The 19,526-nt window shown below is 65.3% G+C and carries 13 protein-coding genes; 5 read left to right on the forward strand and 8 right to left on the reverse strand.

Features of this window, described 5'->3' with window-relative positions; genetic code table 11:
* Positions 1–43: 43 nt before the first annotated feature.
* Together AB1286_RS06535 and dnaE are read right to left on the reverse strand one after the other, a co-directional pair.
* On the reverse strand, positions 44–1,237 hold the full coding sequence (locus AB1286_RS06535) for a glycosyltransferase family 9 protein (protein ID WP_430362494.1): 1,194 nt from the start codon (positions 1,235–1,237) through the stop codon (positions 44–46).
* A gap of 125 nt (positions 1,238–1,362) precedes the next feature.
* Positions 1,363–4,911 carry a DNA polymerase III subunit alpha gene (gene dnaE / locus AB1286_RS06540; protein ID WP_430365003.1) on the reverse strand — a complete coding sequence of 1,183 codons (3,549 nt, stop codon included), beginning with the start codon at positions 4,909–4,911 and terminating at the stop codon, positions 1,363–1,365.
* A gap of 172 nt (positions 4,912–5,083) precedes the next feature.
* Here dnaE and AB1286_RS06545 point away from each other — a divergent pair, with 172 nt between their 5' ends.
* Both AB1286_RS06545 and gluQRS read left to right on the forward strand, forming a co-directional pair.
* Positions 5,084–5,947 carry a sulfurtransferase gene (locus AB1286_RS06545; protein WP_430362495.1) on the forward strand — a complete coding sequence of 288 codons (864 nt, stop codon included), beginning with the start codon at positions 5,084–5,086 and terminating at the stop codon, positions 5,945–5,947.
* Entirely contained in the window at positions 5,911–6,885 is a 975-nt protein-coding gene (gene gluQRS / locus AB1286_RS06550) for a tRNA glutamyl-Q(34) synthetase GluQRS (RefSeq protein WP_430362496.1), read from the forward strand. The genes AB1286_RS06545 and gluQRS overlap by 37 nt, the downstream gene beginning before the upstream one ends.
* A gap of 15 nt (positions 6,886–6,900) precedes the next feature.
* Here the strand turns inward: gluQRS and AB1286_RS06555 are convergent, their stop codons facing one another.
* Positions 6,901–7,917 carry a 1-aminocyclopropane-1-carboxylate deaminase gene (locus AB1286_RS06555; RefSeq protein ID WP_430362497.1) on the reverse strand — a complete coding sequence of 339 codons (1,017 nt, stop codon included), beginning with the start codon at positions 7,915–7,917 and terminating at the stop codon, positions 6,901–6,903.
* A 193-nt stretch (positions 7,918–8,110) separates the two neighbouring features.
* Between AB1286_RS06555 and AB1286_RS06560 the strand changes: the two genes are divergently transcribed.
* Positions 8,111–8,680, forward strand: coding sequence for an Lrp/AsnC family transcriptional regulator (locus tag AB1286_RS06560; RefSeq protein ID WP_430362498.1), 570 nt, complete (start codon positions 8,111–8,113; stop codon positions 8,678–8,680).
* Here the strand turns inward: AB1286_RS06560 and AB1286_RS06565 are convergent.
* The 3 genes from AB1286_RS06565 to purT all read right to left on the reverse strand — a co-directional run bounded on the left by AB1286_RS06565 (position 8,643) and on the right by purT (position 12,938).
* Positions 8,643–9,737, reverse strand: coding sequence for a glycosyltransferase (locus AB1286_RS06565; RefSeq protein WP_430362499.1), 1,095 nt, complete (start codon positions 9,735–9,737; stop codon positions 8,643–8,645). The genes AB1286_RS06560 and AB1286_RS06565 overlap by 38 nt on opposite strands.
* 263 nt (positions 9,738–10,000) lie before the next feature.
* A complete protein-coding gene (locus AB1286_RS06570) occupies positions 10,001–11,641 on the reverse strand; it encodes a DEAD/DEAH box helicase (protein WP_430362500.1) in 1,641 nt (546 codons plus the stop codon).
* 82 nt (positions 11,642–11,723) lie between these two features.
* A complete protein-coding gene (gene purT / locus AB1286_RS06575) occupies positions 11,724–12,938 on the reverse strand; it encodes a formate-dependent phosphoribosylglycinamide formyltransferase (RefSeq protein WP_430362501.1) in 1,215 nt (404 codons plus the stop codon).
* A 196-nt stretch (positions 12,939–13,134) separates the two neighbouring features.
* Here purT and AB1286_RS06580 point away from each other — a divergent pair, with 196 nt between their 5' ends.
* Together AB1286_RS06580 and AB1286_RS06585 are read left to right on the forward strand one after the other, a co-directional pair.
* Positions 13,135–13,674 (forward strand): META domain-containing protein, encoded by a 540-nt coding sequence (locus tag AB1286_RS06580; RefSeq protein ID WP_430362502.1) that lies wholly within the window; start codon positions 13,135–13,137, stop codon positions 13,672–13,674.
* A gap of 46 nt (positions 13,675–13,720) precedes the next feature.
* Positions 13,721–17,215 carry a DNA translocase FtsK gene (locus tag AB1286_RS06585; protein ID WP_430362503.1) on the forward strand — a complete coding sequence of 1,165 codons (3,495 nt, stop codon included), beginning with the start codon at positions 13,721–13,723 and terminating at the stop codon, positions 17,213–17,215.
* A 21-nt stretch (positions 17,216–17,236) separates the two neighbouring features.
* Here the strand turns inward: AB1286_RS06585 and AB1286_RS06590 are convergent, their stop codons facing one another.
* A complete protein-coding gene (locus AB1286_RS06590; RefSeq protein WP_430362504.1) occupies positions 17,237–17,893 on the reverse strand; it encodes an antimicrobial peptide resistance and lipid A acylation PagP in 657 nt (218 codons plus the stop codon).
* A gap of 353 nt (positions 17,894–18,246) precedes the next feature.
* On the reverse strand, positions 18,247–19,473 hold the full coding sequence (locus tag AB1286_RS06595; protein ID WP_430365004.1) for a lactonase family protein: 1,227 nt from the start codon (positions 19,471–19,473) through the stop codon (positions 18,247–18,249).
* Positions 19,474–19,526 lie beyond the last annotated feature (53 nt).

Raw genomic sequence — 19,526 nt, forward strand, 5'->3', positions numbered from 1 at the left:
CACGGGGCGAAATTATGACAGACGGCCGAGCCAATCGGTCTTACTAATGACGAATACCGCCCGCCGACCCACGCGCGAGCCCTGACGTATCGACACGAACGACGCCGCCATCCACGCTGGAAAGCGGCTCAGCGAGCCCGAGCATCTGCGCTGCCGCGCGAATTACGCGGCTCGCCGGCAAGGTCAGGAGACATTCGCTCGTACTTTCGAGATGCCGCTCGCAGCCCTCCTTTTTGCAGGGCACGCACTCGCCCTCGCCTTGAACGAGGTAGACGTTGTCGCGACGGCCGGAGCCGATGAGCGGCCAAGGATTGGAACCCGAACGCCAGCCTTTCGGCCAGGGGCCCCAACGAACCGTATCGGACGGACCGAACAGCGCCACCGTCGGCGTACCGGTTGCGGCCGCGACGTGCGTCGCACCGGTGTCGGGGCCGATAAAGATTTTCGCTCGCCGGTACATCTCGGCGCTTTCGCCGAGCGAGAGCTGGCCGACCAAATTGAGCACCGGCTCGCCCCCTGCCTCGACCACGCTTTGCGCGTACTCGCGTTCGGCCGCGGCGGGTCCGCCGCTTAGCGCAACCGCGAAGCCGCGCGAACGCAGCCAACGTATCAACTCGCCCCACCCCTCTACCCGCCAGCGCTTATAGACGAACATCGGCGCCGGATGCAGCACCGCGAGCGGCTGATCGGGCGACGCGGCCGGCGCCGCATCGAAGCGCGCGGCGAACGCGGCGCGGCGAACGGGATCCGCGCCGATGCCGGGCGGCACGACTTCCGCGATCGGCTCGATACCGAGCACGCCCGCCAGCGCAAGGCTGCTTTCGACCGTGTGAACGGCTTGATTGTGACTCAACGCAAAGCCGTCGAGGATGAACCGATTGAGCGGCGTCACCCGGTCCGGATCGAGCAGCCCGATCCGCTTTTTGCCCGCGAACCAACTGTAGAAGCGAGGCCGGTCGCTGCTCGTGGCCGCGCAGGCCAGATCGTAACGGCGCCACATGCGGACCGCATCGGCCAGCCGCTCGCGCAACCGCGCGCGTTGCGCCACGGTGATGACCCGGCGCACGTCCGGGTTGTGTTCGAGCACGCCTTCCGTGCCGCGAAAGACCAGCATGTCGATCGGCGTATCCGGCCAGCGTACCTTCAGCGACCGGACGAGCGGCGTCGTCAACAAGACGTCGCCGATACGACGCGTGCAGACGACGAGGATGCTGCGAGGAGGCCTAGATAAGATCAATCGGGAAGTCACTGGGAAGCAAGCTATTCAGGTCAATACTGAAGCCGCCAGTTTACTTCAATCCTCGGCGCGCTCCGGACGCCATACCGAGGATCGAAGCCGGCGGTTCGTGCCTATCTCGACTATCAATAGACGATCTCGACGTCGGTCCCTTGGAATTCGGTGCGCAGCGTGGCGAGTAGCTCGTCGCTTGGGCGAACGCGCCAGGCGTCGCCAAGCACGATCTCGCCTTGCGCGCTAGGCGCGCTGTAGGCGATGCGTACGGCCAGGCCGTTCGGCGCGGGTGTGCTCACACGCGCTCGCCCACCGTCGGGGCCGCGTTTGGACGGCCCGGCGGCCAGCGCCGCGTTGACCTCTTGCGCCGATTCGCGCGGGGCGCAATGCGCCTCGAGCACCCGCTTGAGCACGCCCGCGTCGGCATTGCCGTTCATACGCACCTTCACGGCCTGCGCGTAGCGGCTACGCGCGCGCTCGAGGTCCATCACCGAATCGACGGTAAAGCGGATGCCGCCCGTAAAGGCATCGTTACGCGCCTGCCCCTGCACGACGAGCAGTTCGTCTTCCTTGAACAATGCCTTGTTCGCCTCGTACTGCTCGTTGAAGACGGTGACTTCGCACTGCCCCGTGCCGTCGTCGACGAGCGCGATCAGCATCTTGCCGCGCTGGGTCATCTGCGTGCGCAGCGACGCGATGATCCCAGCCACAAGTTTGTCGCGCCCTTCCTTCAGGTCGGCCAGCTTCATGCGCGCGAAGCGCCGCACCTCGTCCTTGTAGGCATCGAACAAATGCCCCGACAGGTAAAAACCGAGCGCGGTCTTCTCTTCCTGTAGCTTGCGCTTGTCGTGCCAGGCAGGTTCGTCGACGAGCTCGTGCCCTCGCGACGGTGCGTCGCCCATATCGAACAGGCCCGCCTGCATCGCATTCGCACTGGCCTGCTCCGCGGCCTCCATTGCAAGCGGCACCGATGCGATCAACTGGGCGCGGTTCGCATGGATGGAATCGAATGCGCCGGCCCGGATCAATGCCTCGATCGTGCGCCGATTGACGACACGCCGGTCGATGCGCGCGCAGAAATCGAATAGATCGACGAACGGGCCCTCTTCGCGCGCACGCAGTATTTCCTCGATCGCATTTTGGCCGCTGCCTTTCACCGCGCCCAAGCCGTAGCGGATCGTGCGCGAACGCTTGCCGTCCGCCTCCGCGACCGGCTCGAAACGATAGGCCGAACGATTGATGTCGGGCGGCAAGACAGCCATGCCGTTCGTCTTGCAATCGTCATAGAGAATCTTGACCTTGTCCGTGTCGTCCATGGCCAAGCTCATGTTGGCTGCCATGAATTCCGCGGGGTGGTGTGCTTTCAGCCACGCCGTGTAATAAGCGAGCAGCGCATAGGCCGCCGCGTGCGACTTGTTGAAGCCGTAGCCGGCGAACTTCTCCATCAAGTCGAAGATTTCGTCGGACTTCTCGCGCGTCAAGCCGTTCTTGGCCGCGCCCTCCGCGAAGATCTCGCGATGCGTGGCCATCTCCTCGGGCTTTTTCTTACCCATCGCGCGGCGCAGCAAGTCGGCGCCGCCGAGGGAGTAGCCGCCGATGATCTGCGCCATCTGCATCACCTGCTCCTGATAGACCATGATGCCGTAGGTCTCTTTCAGAACAGGTTCGACACGCGGGTCGGGATACTCCACCACCTCGCGTCCGTGCTTACGCGCGCAAAAGCTCGGAATCAGATCCATCGGACCCGGGCGATAAAGCGCCACGAGCGCGATGATGTCCTCGAAGCGGTCGGGCTGCGCGTCCTTGAGCATGCCTTGCATGCCGCGGCTTTCCAGCTGGAACACGGCGACCGTATTCGCCTTCTTCAGGATGGCGAACGAGGCGGGATCGTCGAGCGGCACTTGCGCGAGCGACCAATCGGCTTTCGTCGGGTCGAGCCGGCGAATGTAGCGCTCCGCCCAGTCGAGAATCGTGAGGGTCGTCAGCCCCAAAAAGTCGAACTTGACGAGGCCGACCGCTTCAACGTCGTCCTTGTCGTACTGACTCACGACACCGCCGTCATCGCCTTGCGTGTACAGCGGACAAAAATCGGTCAGCTTGCCCGGAGCGATCAGCACGCCCCCGGCGTGCATGCCGACGTTACGCGTCAAACCCTCGACGCGCTGGGCCAGCTCGAGCAACTGACGAACTTCGTCTTCGTTGTCGTTACGCTCTTGCAGCAGCGGCTCTTCCGTCATCGCGTCGGCGATCGTCACGTGCTTGCCCGGTTTGAACGGGATCAGCTTGGCGACACCATCGGTGAAGTTGTAGCCGAGATCGAGCACACGACCGATGTCGCGCACGGCGGCCTTCGCGGCCATCGTGCCGAACGTCGCGATCTGCGAAACGGCATCGGCCCCGTACTTGCCCTTCACGTACTGAATGACGCGGTCGCGCCCTTCCTGGCAAAAGTCGATGTCGAAGTCGGGCATCGAGACCCGCTCGGGATTCAAGAAACGCTCGAACAGCAGGTTATAGCGCAGCGGATCGAGATCGGTAATCCCGAGCGCATAGGCGACGAGCGAACCCGCGCCCGATCCCCGGCCGGGCCCCACGGGCACGCCGTTGTTCTTGGCCCAGTTGATGAAGTCGGCCACGATCAAGAAGTAGCCGGGGAAGCCCATCTTGATGATCGTGCCGCACTCGAAGTCCAGCCGCTGGTAGTACTTCTCGCGCTCGCGCGAGCGCTGCGCTTCGTCGGGATAGAGTTCGACGAGACGCTTTTCGAGCCCCTCTTTCGACAGCTGCACGAGGTAATCGTCGAGCGACATGCCGTCTGGCGTCGGGAACAGCGGCAGCTTCGGCTTGCCGAGCTCGAGCGTCAAATTGCAGCGCTTCGCGATTTCGACGGTATTGGCGACCGCCGACGGGATATCGGCGAAGCGCTCCACCATTTCGTCCTGCGTACAAAAACGCTGCTCGGTCGAGAAGCGCTTCGGACGCCGCGGATTCGCGAGAATGTCGCCTTCCGAGATACATACGCGCGCTTCGTGCGCCGTGTAATCGTCCGCCGACATGAATTGAATCGGATGCGTGGCGACCACGGGCAATTTCAAAGCCGACGCGAGCGTCACGGCCTGCTGCACATAGGCTTCCGCGCCCGGCTGGCCGGAGCGCTGCAACTCGATATAGAACGCATTCGGGAAATAGGCGGCCCAGCGCTGCGCATGGCGCGTGGCGGCCTGCTCGTTACCCGCCGCGAGTGCGAGGCCGATGTCGCCGTGCTGCGCGCCCGAGAGCGCGATTAGACCCTCGCTGAGCGGCGAATCGAGCCACGCGGCATCGACTTCGGCACGCCCGCGATACTGATTCGTGAGCCAAGCCTTCGTCAGCAATTCGCACAGATTCAAATAGCCGCGCCGATCCTTGACGAGGAGCAGCAAGCGCGAAGGCTTGTCGCGATCGTCCGGGTTCATGACCCAGACGTCGCAGCCCGCGATCGGCTTCACGCCTTTGCCGCGGGCTTCCTTGTAAAACCGTACGAGACCGAACGCGTTGGCGAGATCGGTCATGGCGAGCGCGCCCTGGCCGTCGTCGGCCGCCGCCTTGACGATGTCGTCAATGCGCACGATGCCGTCGGCGATCGAGAATTCGGAGTGGACGCGAAGATGGACGAAGCGGGGATCTGACATGGGCGATATTGTACATCCGGCCTTCGCCCGAACCGCTCGCCAAATGGCCTAGGACGAGTCGCCCTCGGTTTGCGGGATAATAGAGGTTTCGCCGCCCCGCCCCCGAACGACCGCGGCCGCCCCGAGCGGGCAGCCGTGCGATCGGGCCGTGCGCACCGGCACTCATTATCGCGACACCATCATGCGCATCGTCAATCTCGCCGCCTACCGCTTCGTCACCATCGACGCCATCGACACTTGGCGCCCGCAGCTCACCGAGCGGTGCGAGGCGCTCGGCCTACGCGGCACCATCTTGCTCGCGCCCGAGGGCATCAACCTGTTCATCGCCGGCACGCCCGAGGGCGCCCGCGAATTCATCGACTACTTGCGTGGCGATCCGTTGTTCGAGGGCAAGTTCGCCGACTTGCAATTCAAGGAAAGCTTTTCCGACACGCAGCCGTTTCGCCGCATGCTCGTCAAGCGCAAGCGCGAAATCATCACGATGAAAAAGCCCGCGATCCAGCCCGAACTCGGCCGCGCGCCGTCGGTCGACGCGCCCACGCTCAAGCGCTGGCTCGACGAAGGCCGCGACGACGACGGACGCCCCGTCGTCATGCTCGATACGCGCAACGCGTTCGAAGTAGACGTCGGCACGTTCGAGGATGCGGTCGATTACCGGATTACGAAGTTCAGCGAATTTCCCGCCATAGTCGAGGCCCGCCGCGACGAATTCGAAGGCAAGACCGTCGTCTCGTTCTGCACCGGCGGCATCCGTTGCGAGAAGGCGGCGATTCATATGAAAGAGGCCGGGATCGACCATGTCTATCAGCTCGAGGGCGGCATCCTCAAATACTTCGAGGAAGTCGGCGGGGCGCACTATCGCGGCGAATGCTTCGTATTCGACTATCGTACGGCGCTCAATCCCCGGCTCGAGCCGACCGAGACCGTCCAATGCTTCGGTTGCCGCGCCGTCGTGACGCCCGAGGCCCAACACTCGCCGCTTTACACGCCCGGCAAGACGTGCCCCGCATGTCATCCCGACCGGGACGCGGCACGCGCGGCGTGAGCGGCGCGCCGCGGCCGACCGAAACACCCGCGCAAACGCCGCGGACACCCTACCGCGGCCGCTTCGCGCCTTCTCCCACGGGGCGCTTGCATGCCGGCTCGCTCGTCGGCGCGCTGGCAAGCTACCTCGATGCGCGCGCGCACGGCGGTATATGGCTCGTGAGGATCGAAGACATCGATGGTCCCCGCACGATACCGGGCGCCGATCGCGCCATCATTGAAACGCTGGCGCGCTTCGGCATGCAAAGCGACGAACCCATCGTCCGGCAAAGCACGCGCACAGCGTTGTACGCGCAGGCGCTGGAGCAACTCGAGCAGGCGGGGCTCGTCTACCCCTGCGGCTGCACGCGCAAGGAAATCGCCGATTCACTCGCAAACGCTCATGCCCGGCACACGACGCTCGCCTATCCCGGTACCTGCCGACAAGGCCTGCACGGGAAGCCCGCGCGTGCGTGGCGGCTGCGCGTGCCGGACGCGCCCGATGCCGTCGTCACGTTCGAGGACCGCTGGCAAGGCCGGCAAACTCAAGATCTCGCACTCGAAGTCGGCGACTTCGTGCTCAAGCGCGCAGACGGTCAATGGGCTTATCAGCTCGCCGTCGTCGTCGACGATGCCGCGCAAGGCATCACCCATATCGTGCGCGGGGCCGATCTGCTCGACTCGACGGCGCGCCAGATCTATCTGCAACGCTGCCTGGGCGTGCCGACGCCGTCCTATCTGCACGTGCCCGTCGTGGCCAACGCACAAGGCGAAAAACTCAGCAAACAGACGGGCGCGCGCGAACTCGATGCGAGCGAGCCGCTCCCGGCGCTCATGGCAGCGGCCCGGCACTTGGGGCTCGAATTGAAAGCCGACGCCCGCGGCTATCGATCGCTCGACGCGTTTTATACCGACGCGCTCGCCGCTTGGGGCGAGCGATTTGTCGAGCGGCAAGCATAGTCCGTCGTACGCCCCTCATCCCTCACGGAAGATAAAACTATAGGCGCTCAACGCCGGGGCGCCGCCCAAGTGCGCATACAGCACGCGCGAACCGGGCGGAAATTCGCCGAGCCGCACCTTGTCGATCATGCCGTGCATCGACTTGCCTTCATAGACGGGGTCGGTCAGCATCCCCTCGTAGCGGGCGCACATCCGAATCGCCTCGAGGGTGCCCTCGTTCGGCAGCCCATATTCTGGCCCGCCGTAACGCGTATCGAGCACGATATCGCCGGCGACAATCGGACGGCCAAGCCCGACGAGTTCGGCCGTATGTTCGGCGATCCGTGCAATCTGCGCGCGCGCCGCTTCGGGCTTGGCGGACGCATCGATGCCGATGACGCGATCGGCACGCCCGTCGGCCGCGAAGCCGACCACCATACCCGCCTGGGTGCTGCCGGTCACCGAACACACGACGATGTAATCGAATTTGAATCCGAGCGCGGCTTCTTGTTCGCGCACCTCCTCCGCGAATCCGACGAAGCCGAGGCCGCCGAGCGGATGCTCGGAACACCCCGCGGGAATCGCATACGGTTTGCCGCCGGCGGCCCGTACGCTTTCGAGCGCATCCTCCCAGCTCTTGCGGATACCGATATCGAAACCGTCCGGCACGAGACGCACGTCGGCCCCGAGAATGCGCGATAGCTCGATGTTGCCGACGCGGTCGTAGACCGCGTCATAGTAGTTGACCCAGTTTTCCTGGACGAGCACGCACTTCATCCCTAGGTGTGCCGCCACCGCGGCGACTTGCCGTGTCTGATTCGATTGAATGCCGCCGATCGAGACGAGCGTATCGCATCCCTGCTCGATCGCTTCGGGCACGAGGTATTCGAGCTTGCGCGTCTTGTTGCCGCCGAATGCGAGCCCACTGTTGCAGTCTTCACGCTTCGCGTACAACTCCACTTTGCCGCCCAGATGCGCGCTCAAGCGCTTGAGCGGTTGGATCGGCGTGGGACCGAATGTCAGCGGATAACGGGGAAATCGCTTGAGATTCATGGTGGCTCCGGTCGGGTCGCACAAGCGCTCGAGCAGCCGACGGACAAGCCGTCGCGGCAGGCAGCGCGCGGGTCGAACACCGGAAAATGATAGGCAAACCGCCGCGAAATGAGCTTGCGAATTTTTATTGACGCGCCTACTTTCAGGCCACCTTCAGCGCCATTTGTTTAACAACCCGGAGCTCTTATCAGCCATGTGCGCAACGAAATTGCGTACCGCCGCGACGCGCGTCGCGCCTCGGTCCCGCCGAAAGACGGGACGCAAGGCGCCCGCTCCAACGAGCGTCGGGCAGGTGCCCGCCATCGGGCAACTCGACCGTATCGACCGCGCGATTTTGAAGCACCTGCAACGCGACGCATCGATCTCGAACGTTGCGCTCGCGGGCAAGGTCAAGCTCAGCGCGCCGGCATGCTTACGCCGCGTGGAACGGCTCAAGTCGCTGGGGTTGATTCGCGGCATCGTTGCGCTGCTGGAGCCCAAAGCCGTCGGCGCGGGCATGCTTGTGGTGATCGGGATCGTGCTCGATCGATCGACGCCGGAAGCGTTCGCGGCGTTCGAGCAGGCGGCGCGCGACGTGTCCGGCTGTATGGAATGCCACGTCGTGACGGGCGAGTTCGACTACTTCATGCTCGTGCGCACCCGCGACAGCGAGAGCTTCAATCGGCTTCACGCCGAGCAATTGCTATATCTGCCGGGCGTGCGGCAGATTCGGTCGTTCATGGTGCTCAAAGAGATTTTGTCCACGACGCAATTTCCCATTTGACGGGAGGTTGCGCGGGGATGGTGGAGGTAGCGTCGAGCAGAGCGGCCCTGCGCAGCGGTAACGCGCCCGGTGCGCGGCCCCGCACGGATGTGAGCCACCATGCGCGCATCGCACGCCAGTATTCGCTTTTCGACATCGCGCCGGCGAAAACATGCCGTGCCAGGCGCAGGCGCCGGTATTGCCGAATCAGTACCGCGCGCCGCGATGGGTCGGTGATTCTTTTGCGGATCAGCCCGAGCCAGTGCCCGGATTCGACGTTGGCTTGCCGCAGCAACGCTTGCCGCATACGCGGCGAGCATCCCGGCGCATTCGCCAAGGAAACCAAGCTGCTCACCACGCTCAGATAACTACGGGCACGCTTGATCACCGCTCGCTGACTTGGACACCCCATGATCGATCCCGGCCGCGTCCGATAGCCGTAATACGGCGTCGGGCATACGCCGAGGCGCTGCACGTGATTCGCCAAGTGCGCGCTCCACAGGACGTCTTCGTGAACGATGTTTTCGACGAACCGCATGTTGCCGCCGAGCAGTACGTCGCGGCGAATCAATTGCAGCCATACATAGTGGTGCCATGCATCGCGAGCGACGCTGCCGACGACCCACTCCTCGCCCGACATGACGCTCGAGTCCGGCAGCCACTTCGCGAGTCCGACACGCGGATGATGTTCGGGATCGGTCTCGAAACGAAAACCGTTGCCGAGGACAAGTTGCAACGATCGCGCCTCGCCGAGCGTCACCCAAGCGGAGAGCGCATCGGGCGCAAGCCAGTCGTCGCCGTCTGCGAACGCGACCCAGCGGCCGCGCGCCAATTCGAGCCCCGCATTGCGCGCCGACGATACGCCCAGATTGCGCTGGCTAACGACTCGCAACCGCGGCTCGTGGACGGCAAGCCGTTCCAGGACGGCGAGGCTATCGTCCGAGGAGCCGTCATCCACGGCAATGATCTCGAGCCGGACATCTTTCTGCGCTTGCAGCGATCCGATCAACGTCTCCAAATATTGCGCGCAATTGAAGACCGGAACGACAACGCTCACATCGATTTGGTCAACCGCCATTTTGCTACACCCCGTTGCAGCCGGCATTTCCCTGATGGTCTTCAGGGTCAGTCGATTATGTTTCCGACTTTATAAACGCCCAAAAAAAGCATTTCCAGGCTTATCGCCCGATATCGTTCGTTGCCGATGTTCGAAGACCGCGATTCATTTTGGTGGACATGGTCTGTGTCCGTCGCGATTTCGCTTCGAATATCGGCTGTTTCAATACGACTGGGTACGACAACGCGCTCGAACGATCGACGATGCCGTATCCGGTAAGACTGTCAGGAGGACGAACTGTTGCGCCGCGGCATGCCGAATCCACCTAGGAGCGCCGCCAACGGCTGCTTGGGCGTCTTGCTCTGCGGGGCTTCTTGTTTCTTCGCTTCCTCTTCCTTGCGCGCCGACGGCGAGGGCTCGTACGGCTTCAGGAAAAATTCGTCGATCGGCGCATGATTCGCGCGATACGTCGTGCGCTCGTGCGAGCCCGTGCGGCGGCGCCCCGAGCGGTCCTCTCGTTCGCGCCGGCCCGGCTCCTCGCGCCCACGGCGCACCGGTGCGTCGACGGTCAAGGTCTGCACTTGCAGCGGCTTTTTGATCAGCTTTTCGATCTCGCCGAGCTGCTTACGCTCGTTGGGGCTGCACAGCGACAACGCGTCGCCCGACGCACCCGCACGCCCGGTGCGCCCGATCCGGTGCACATAGTCTTCCGCGTTGAACGGCAAATCGAAGTTGATCACGGCCGGCAGCTCGGCGATGTCGAGGCCGCGTGCCGCCACATCCGTGGCGACCAAAGCCTCGATCTCGCCGCGCTTGAACGCGTCGAGCGCTTGCATCCGCTCGTTTTGCGACTTGTCGCCGTGAATCGCGGAGGCGACAACGCCGTCGCGCTCGAGTTGACGCGCGAGCCGGCTAGCGCCGATCTTGCTGTTGCAAAACACGATGACCTGCTTGAGCGCGCGCTCTCGGATCAGTTGCACGACGGCGCCCTGCTTGTCGCCCTCGGCCACCTCGTAGACGATCTGCGTGACGTTCGTGGCCGTCGAGTTGCTGCGCGCCACCTCGATCGTCTGCGGATTACGCAGATACGTGGAGGCGAGCTTCTTGATCTCGGGGGAGAACGTCGCCGAAAACAGCAGCGTCTGACGCTCTTTCGGCAACAGGTTCAGGATCCGCTGCAAGTCGGGCAAAAAGCCCATATCGAGCATGCGGTCCGCCTCGTCGAGTACAAGAATCTGTACTTGGCCGAGGTTGGCGGTCTTTTGTTGCACGTGGTCGAGCAAGCGGCCCGGCGTGGCGATCAGAATTTCGACGCCGCGCCGAAGCTCCGCCGATTGCGGGTTCATGTCGACGCCGCCGAACACCACCGCGCTACGCAGCGGCGTGTGCTTGGCATACGACTGAACGTTCGCGGCGACCTGGTCGGCCAATTCGCGGGTGGGCGTGAGAATCAGCGCTCGCACCGGATGGCGTGCCGGCGAGGCGCTCGTGCTCGCGGCAGGCAACAAGCGCTGGATGATCGGCAGCGAAAAGCTGGCCGTCTTACCGGTTCCGGTTTGGGCGGCGCCCATCACGTCGCGTCCAGCCAGCACGACCGGGATCGCCTGGGCCTGGATCGGCGTAGGCGTGGCGTAACCTTGCTCGGTAACGGCCCGCAGGATTTCAGGGGCGAGACCGAACTGGTCGAAAGTCGGGGTAGTAGGCGTGACAGCGGGATCGGACATTGTGGCGTTCGCTAAAAATGCGCCGCTAGGCGCTGCGTCGTTCGAGCGCGCGGCGGCGGCAGCACAGCCGCTCGATAAGGTCGACGTGAAGGCGGAGCCACGGCGAGTCGCGCGCGGAGGACATCTGCCGAAGGACCGCACTTCGCGCGCGGCCGGCTCCAGCCGGCGGATATGCCGCCGGAAAGGCCGGTATTGTAGCACCGCAAGATTGCACGGGCCGTACCTGCGTGCGGCCGGCCGAACGTAGGGTCGTGATCCGTGGCCCGGCGCCGCGCCCGGACGCTTAGCGCGCCGATACGGGCCGCACCGCCGCCGCGGCCGCCAACGCGCGCTCCCGGGCCTCGTCGATACCGGAGGCCGTCGCCACGGCGACGCCCATGCGCCGCTTTTTAAAGCTCTCGGGCTTGCCGAACAGTCGCACGTCGGCCTGCGGTACGGCCAGCGCTTCGCGCACGCCCTCGAACGCGATCCCGGCCTCCTCGAGCCCGCCGTAAATGACGGCCGACGCACCCGGCGACACCAGCGACGTATCGACGGGCAATCCCAGAATCGCGCGCGCATGCAGTTCGAACTCGGACAAGCGCTGCGAGCGCAGTGTGACGAGCCCCGTGTCGTGCGGACGCGGGCTCACTTCCGAGAACCAGACGTCGTCGCCGCGTACGAACAGTTCGACGCCGAATACGCCGCGTCCGCCCAACGCGCCGGTAACCTGTTCCGCGATTTGCTTCGCACGCTCGAGCGCCGCGCCCGACATCGGCTGAGGCTGCCACGACTGCACATAGTCGCCGTCGACCTGCAAGTGGCCGATCGGTTCGCAAAACGAGGTACGCACCTCCCCGCTCGCCGGATCGACGGCGCGCACCGTCAGCAGCGTGATCTCATAGTCGAACGTAATGAAACCCTCGACGATCACGCGCCCGACGTTGACGCGCGCGCCGGCCGTCGCGTATTGCCAAGCAGGCTCGATATCGGCCCCGGCGCGCACTACCGACTGGCCCTTGCCCGAGGAGGACATCACGGGCTTGACGACGCAGGGATAGCCGATCCGTTCGACGGCCGCCTTGAACGAGTCGAGCGAATCCGCAAACTCGTACGGCGAGGTGGGCAATCCGAGCGTTTCCGCCGCCAAGCGGCGAATCCCCTCGCGGTTCATCGTCAGTTGCGTCGCGCGCGCCGTGGGAATGACTTCGGCGAGCCCTTGCGCTTCGATATCGGCGAGGGCGTCGGTGGCGATCGCCTCGATCTCGGGCACGATCAAATGCGGCCGCTCCGCTTGCACGAGCGCCTTGATCGCCGCGCCGTCGGTCATGTCGATCGTATGGGCCCGGTGAGCGACTTGATGTCCCGGCGCGTTCGGATAGCGGTCGACGGCGATGACTTCCACCCCGAGGCGCTGCAACGCGATGATGACTTCCTTGCCCAGTTCGCCCGCGCCCAACAGCATGACGCGCGTGGCGGAGGGCGAGAGCGGCGTCCCGATCCGTTGACCGATCTGCATGGCGAATCCCGTTATGCGAAAGAAGGAAAGACGACGATGTTAACACGCGCGGCGCGCGATTCTTGCACCCGCCAAGCGACGCGGCGCCCGCTCGTTTCGCCCGTGCGATATGCACCGGTGCGCAGCTAGCTCGCTAGCGACGCCAGGAGTGCGTTACCCTTACGCCTTCGCCAGTTTTAAAAGAAGGTTCGGGGCCATGTCGAATCCATTCGTTGCACCGACGCGCGCACGCTCGCGTCGGCGCTTGCCGTCGTGCGCGCTTGTGCTCGCGGCCGCGCTCGCCGTCGCCGGTTGCGCGATGCCGACCCATCCCGATTCCGCCGCGGGGCCCAGCAACCCGCTCAATCCGGCCGCAGTGCAACTGCTCGACGACACGCGCTGGATCTTACAAAGCGCGCTAACGAGCGAGGGGCGCACCGCATTCGAGGTGCCCGCCGACCAAGGAGCCGCGCCGACGCTCGTGCTCGACGCCACGTCGGGTCAACGCCTTGCCAGCGGTTTTTCGGGCTGCAATCGTTTCTCGGGGTCATATCTGCTGCGCGACGGCGGGTTGACGTTCGGGCCGCTCGCCACGACGCGTAACGCCTGTGGCGCCGACGCCGGCCGTTTGAGCGAGGCCTATCTGGACGCGCTCTCGCATATCGATACCACGCTCGTGCAAATGCGGCCGCCGCAGCAAATGCGCATCATTGCGTCGAACGGCATCACGCTCACCTTCGCGCGCGAAGGCCAATGACCGGTACGGCGCTCGCTCGCCTCCCTCGAATGTTTCACCCTTGAGCATGCATACGGTAGTTTTCAGCTGGTTCGGCGTCTCGGCCTTGTGGGCCATACCGCTGGCCTTGCGTCTCGCGATCGGGGCCATTTCGCGCGACGCCCGCGGGCGCGGCACGATCAGGCTTTGGCTCGGCTTTGCCGCCGTCTTCATCGGCAGCGGCGCACTCGAAGCAGCGCTCGTGCCGAACACGGGCAATGCACTCGGACATGCGCTGCTGGGCGTCGGCGTGCGCGCGCTCGGACGCGGCGCATTCGCGGTTTCGCCTTTGCTTTTGATCGCCGGCCTGCCTTGGCTCATGGGCTTCTCTTGGCGCGACACGTTGCGCTGGGCCGACCGTGCGTTCGGCCTCGGTCTGAATATCTCGCCGGCGAGCGCATCGTCGCGCGCCGCGGCCGGCGCACGCGACGAGGAACCGCGCCTTGCCCGCGGCACGATGGGCGGGTCCGTCGTACGCACGTCGACCACCAACGCGATGGCGCCCAAATCCACCGGCCGCTATGCTCGGCCCACCGTCTGGCAGCCGCCCGCGAGCGCGGGGATCAAGGCACGGCCGGCCGCACCGGTGGCGGCGCGAGGGCTTGCGCGCGAGGCACGCGCGATCGACACTAAACCGTTCGAGCCCGCTTCGCCGATCCGTCCCGCGCCTCAAACGCCGTGGAGCGCCGGCGACGCTTCGCGCGGCGCGCGGCCCGCCCGCCCTGCGACGAATAGCGCCGGCACGTCGAGCGTCCCGAACATGGCGGCCGCGCGCACTCGGCCGCCGGCTACCCCAGCCGTGCCGGGTGCGAACCGCCGTCCGGACGCCCCCGCAGCCCAGTCGCAAGGCGCGTTCGCCGCGGCCGCCGGCTACGCGACGGCGCGCGCGTCCCAGGCGGCGGCCGGTATCTCGGCGACGTCTTCCGGCGCGCTCCCCGCGACGCCTTCCATTCCCTTCTCCTCGACGGCTCCGAGCAGCCGTGCGAGCGCAAACCATCAAACTAGCCAGAACGAGCGGACGAGACCGGTCGTGCGGACCTATGCGCCGCCGGCGGAAATCGCCGCCGATGCCCCGGCACAAGCCGAGCCGTCCCCCGGCGTGCTCGAAACGCTCAAGGCGATTGAAGCGAACGCGGCGCAATGGACGGCGCTTGCGAGTTCCAGCCTCGCCCGGCGCGGCGCGGCGGCCGCCCCGCGGCCAAACGTGCCCGAGCATAGCGCTGCGACCGAGATGCCCACCGATACGCCATCGGAAGCCACGAAGCCGGCGGGTGATGTCGAGGCGGCGGTGAACGACCACCTCGCGCAACCTGCGCCGTTCGAAGTACCGCAGGCGCCCTCTGCGTCGTCGCTACCCCCGATCGGCGAGGCCAAGGCGGACGACGCCGGCGCGGGGTTCGACGAGCCCGGACCGACCCATCTGCAATCGTCCGAAAGCCCGGCTACCCAAGCGGCGGGGTCGGATGCCCCTGCGCCGGTAAGCGAAGCGCCGCAAGACACCGCCGCGCTCGCACCGTGGGTGGACGCCGAGGAGCCCTTCGACACGCTTTCGGATAACGACCCACCCGCGGCCGCCGCGCCCGTCGAACCGGGATCCCCCTTCGCACCTTCGGTGCCCGGCGCCGCCCCCGCCAATATCGAATCGACAGCCGATGCCCGCACCGAACCGCCATTAGACGGAGCGCCGAGTGCCGCGAGCGTCCTGCCGCCGGTCGCGCCCGTGCTACTGGAGCTCGCGTCGTCGCCGCAGCCGGTCCCTTTGCCGGCGCCGGCCCTCTCGGCGCCGACGGCGACGGATGCGGCCTCGACCTCGCCCAGCGCAGCGCCACCGGCCGCCCCGCTTTCCCGCGTCGATGCCGCGCCGGTCCCCGTGACGCCCGATAGCCAACCGCCCCAACCGCCGTCGGCCCAGGCCTCCGCCCCCACCCCCGCCTCTAGCGTCGATACACCGGCGACGTCCACCGGCGCGGAAAACGCGTCGCGTACGCCGTTGCGCGGCCATGCGCCGACCGAGTTCACGTTCCAAGCGCCGGCCGCTTCGACTGTCGAATTGCCGTCGCTCGATCTGCTGGAACCCGCATCGAGCGAAACCGAAGAGATTCCGGCCGAGCGACTCGCTCAAACCGGACAGCTCATCGAGCAGCGTCTACAGGAATTCAAAGTGCCCGTGACGGTCGTGGGCGCATCGGCCGGCCCGGTGATTACGCGTTTCGAGATCGAACCGGCCCTCGGCGTACGCGGCAGTCAAATCGTCGGTTTGATGAAGGATTTGTCGCGCGGCCTCGGGCTTACGTCGATCCGCGTCGTCGAGACGATCCCGGGCAAGACCTGCATGGGGCTCGAATTGCCGAACGCAAAGCGGCAAACGATCCGCCTATCCGAGATCCTCGCCGCCGCCCCCTATCGGAACTCGGCCTCCAAGCTCACGCTCGCGATGGGCAAGGACATCACGGGCCACCCGGTCGTCACGGACCTCGCCAAAGCGCCGCACATGCTCGTCGCCGGTACGACCGGCTCCGGAAAATCGGTCGCCGTCAACGCCATGATCGTGTCGCTGCTGTTCAAGGCGACGCCCGAGGAAGTGCGGTTGATCATGATCGATCCGAAGATGCTGGAATTGTCGGTCTACGAAGGCATTCCGCATCTTTTGGCCCCCGTCGTCACCGACATGAAGCTCGCGGCCAACGCGCTGAACTGGTGCGTCGGCGAGATGGAGAAGCGCTACCGGCTCATGTCGGCGGTCGGCGTACGCAACCTCGCCGGCTTCAATCAGAAGCTGCGCGACGCGCACGCAGCCGGCAAAAAAATCGGCAACCCGTTCTCGCTCACGCCCGACGCACCCGAGCCGTTGTCGCCCTTGCCGCTGATCGTCGTCGTGATCGACGAGCTGGCCGATTTGATGATGGTGGCCGGCAAGAAAATCGAAGAATTGATCGCCCGGCTCGCGCAAAAGGCCCGTGCGGCCGGCATTCACTTGATCCTGGCGACGCAGCGTCCGTCGGTCGACGTAATCACGGGGCTGATCAAAGCCAACATCCCCACTCGCGTGGCCTTCCAGGTGTCCTCGAAGATCGACTCGCGCACGATTCTCGATCAGATGGGCGCCGAGTCGCTGCTCGGTCAGGGCGATATGCTGTTTTTGCCGCCCGGCACGGGCTATCCGCAGCGTGTTCACGGTGCGTTCGTTGCCGACGAGGAAGTGCATCGCGTCGTCGAACACCTGAAACAATTCGGCGAGCCCGAGTATGTAGAGGGGATCCTCGACGGCCCGGCCACGGAGGGCGCGGCGCAAGATTTGTTCGGCGACGCCCCCGATGCGGAAGCCGATCCGCTCTACGACGAGGCCGTGGCGTTCGTCGTACGCACCCGCCGCGCGTCGATCTCGGCCGTGCAGCGGCAACTGCGAATCGGCTACAACCGCGCGGCGCGCCTCGTCGAACAAATGGAAGCGGCCGGTCTCGTCTCGGCGATGGGCGTCAACGGCAGCCGCGAGGTGATCGCGCCGCCGAGCTCGGAGCCCTGATTCGCCGCGCCATCCACGCGCTCAAAACGCGTAGCGCATCCAGAAAAACGCAACGTCGCCCTTGTTCAACCCGCCGAGCCGCGGAATCAAGGTGCCCATCGCGGACAGCTTGCGATAGCGTATCGACGCGATGGGCAAAGCGAGGGGCAGCGGCGCATAGTGCAGGACGTCGTCGCGCGCCGTGACGCCGATGAAGTAGCCGCCGCCCAACGAGAGGCCGCCGAGCACGGGTCGTGTGTACCACTGGCGCGCATAGCCGCCGATCGGCTCCAAGTGGTCGTGCGAATCGAGAAAGACGAAGGCGAAGACGATATCCTCGTCGCCGCGCGCATCGGTCCAATGCTTTCCGGCTCCGCCGCCCCACGAGCGTGCATTGAGCGATGCGCGGTAGCTCGACGTGTAACCGTCGATATGCCAGCCATAGCCTGTCAAGTACAGATCCCACGAGCCTTCCCCGACGACACGGACGACGCGGCGGCAATGCGCCGCGTAAAACCCGTCCGAGTCGCCGCATTGCGCCGCCGCGGCGCTCGGAATCAAGGCCGCGGCCATCCAAGGCCCCCATGGCCCGGCAAACAGCGCCGCGACGGCAAGACCGGCACCGCAGGCGGCACGCACAGCGTCGATCGCCTGCTTGCGCAACGACGCCCGGGACCGATGAGCCGAAGCGGCGGTCATGAATGCGCTCTCCCATGGCATAAGCGCGTAAAACCTACGCGGCGATTGCAAGAACTAGCCGTTCGTGGGCAATTTCAGCGCGTCACGCCCCGCATTTCGCACGGGCCGGCAACTCCTACTCTAGAGACTATGCGATTCGCTTACGCCGCTCTGGCACGGGAGCTGCATCACACCGCGAAGGCTGCCCTGAAGTCCGCAAGTTACTGGACCCCCGAGGCCGGCCCTGCGTTCATTTCCTGTCATCCCCTGCCGCCCCGCCCCCCGTGAGGCGGTAGATTTGAGCCTACGCGCTTGCTCTGACGCGTAGGCTCTCTTTGTTTTTAGGCCACGAAAAGGAGCGCAGGCAACGCCGTTCACGACGACGGCGTGAACGCGAAATCGACCGGCGAGCCGATGGACAGTTGCGCCGGCTCCGCCAGCCGTCCCGTCTCGGGATCGCGCCTGAAAATAAAAGCACTGTCGCTATCTTGATTGCCGACGATGAGCCAGCGCCCTGTCGGATCGATGGCGAATTCGCGCGGGGTGCGGCCGAGCGTCGAGTACCGGCCGACGAGTTTGAGCAACCCGTCGTACGGATCGACCGAGAAAACGACGATCTCGTTGACGTCGCCGCGATTGGTCGCATACAGGAATTTTCCGTCGGGCGAGAGGTGAATCGCGCCCGCGCCGATCTTCCCCTTGAACCCAGGTGCGGTCAGCCGTACTACCTGGAGCGGCCGGAGCTTGCCGTTCGCATATTGGAGGGTCGTCACCGTGCCCGCCAACTCGCTCGTCAGATACGCGTAGTGGCCGGCGGCGTCGAATATCAGGTGCCGAGGGCCCGAACCCGGCGGCATCTGCGTATAGCCTTCGGGCACCGGGCTGATGAGCCCGCGGCTGCCGTCATTCGTATAGCGATATTCATACAGTTTGTCGTTGCCCAGGTCTTGGGCGAACAGATACCGGCCGTCGGGGGCGAACACCGTTGAGTGCACATGCGCGTCGTCCTGCCGGCCTTTGACTGGCCCGCCGCCCTCGTGATGGACCACCAGTACGGCATCGCCGACCCCACCGCTCGCTTGCAGCGGAAACACGGCGAAACTCCCGCCGGGATCGGCCGCGACCGAATAGTTCGCGGTCAGCAAATAGCGTTCGTCGGGCGAAAACGACAAGTAGCAAGGGTCGTTTCCCTCCGACGAAACGCGATTGACGAACGAGAGCGTCCCCGCGCGCGGGTCGAACGTAAAAGCGCTGATTCCGCCTCGTTCGGTAGCTGGGCCGTTATCGCCGGGCAGCTCGTTGACGGCGTAGACGCGCCGATGGTCGCGGGTCACGACGAGATACGACGGATTGACCGTCTGCACGGACGAGAGCGGCGTCACCTGTCCATTCGACGCATCGAAGCGATAGACGTAGATGCCATGACTTTTGCCGGCGGTATACGTTCCAACGAGCAAATCGTACACGCCCGCGTTGGCCGCGGCGGGCGCATCCTGTTGAGCCATTGCCGGTGCACTGGCGAGGGCACATGCAAAAGCAAGCCCGGCGTACCGCACGCCAAGCGCGGTATGCGCTGCGCGCCGAGACATTGGACGAACCATGCGCAACATGAAGAGCAACCTCCGGTGGTGTCGGACCCCGACTCGGCGGCCGT

Origin of the sequence: Trinickia sp. NRRL B-1857 (genome assembly GCF_050470685.1) — a bacterium.
Taxonomy (GTDB): domain Bacteria; phylum Pseudomonadota; class Gammaproteobacteria; order Burkholderiales; family Burkholderiaceae; genus Trinickia.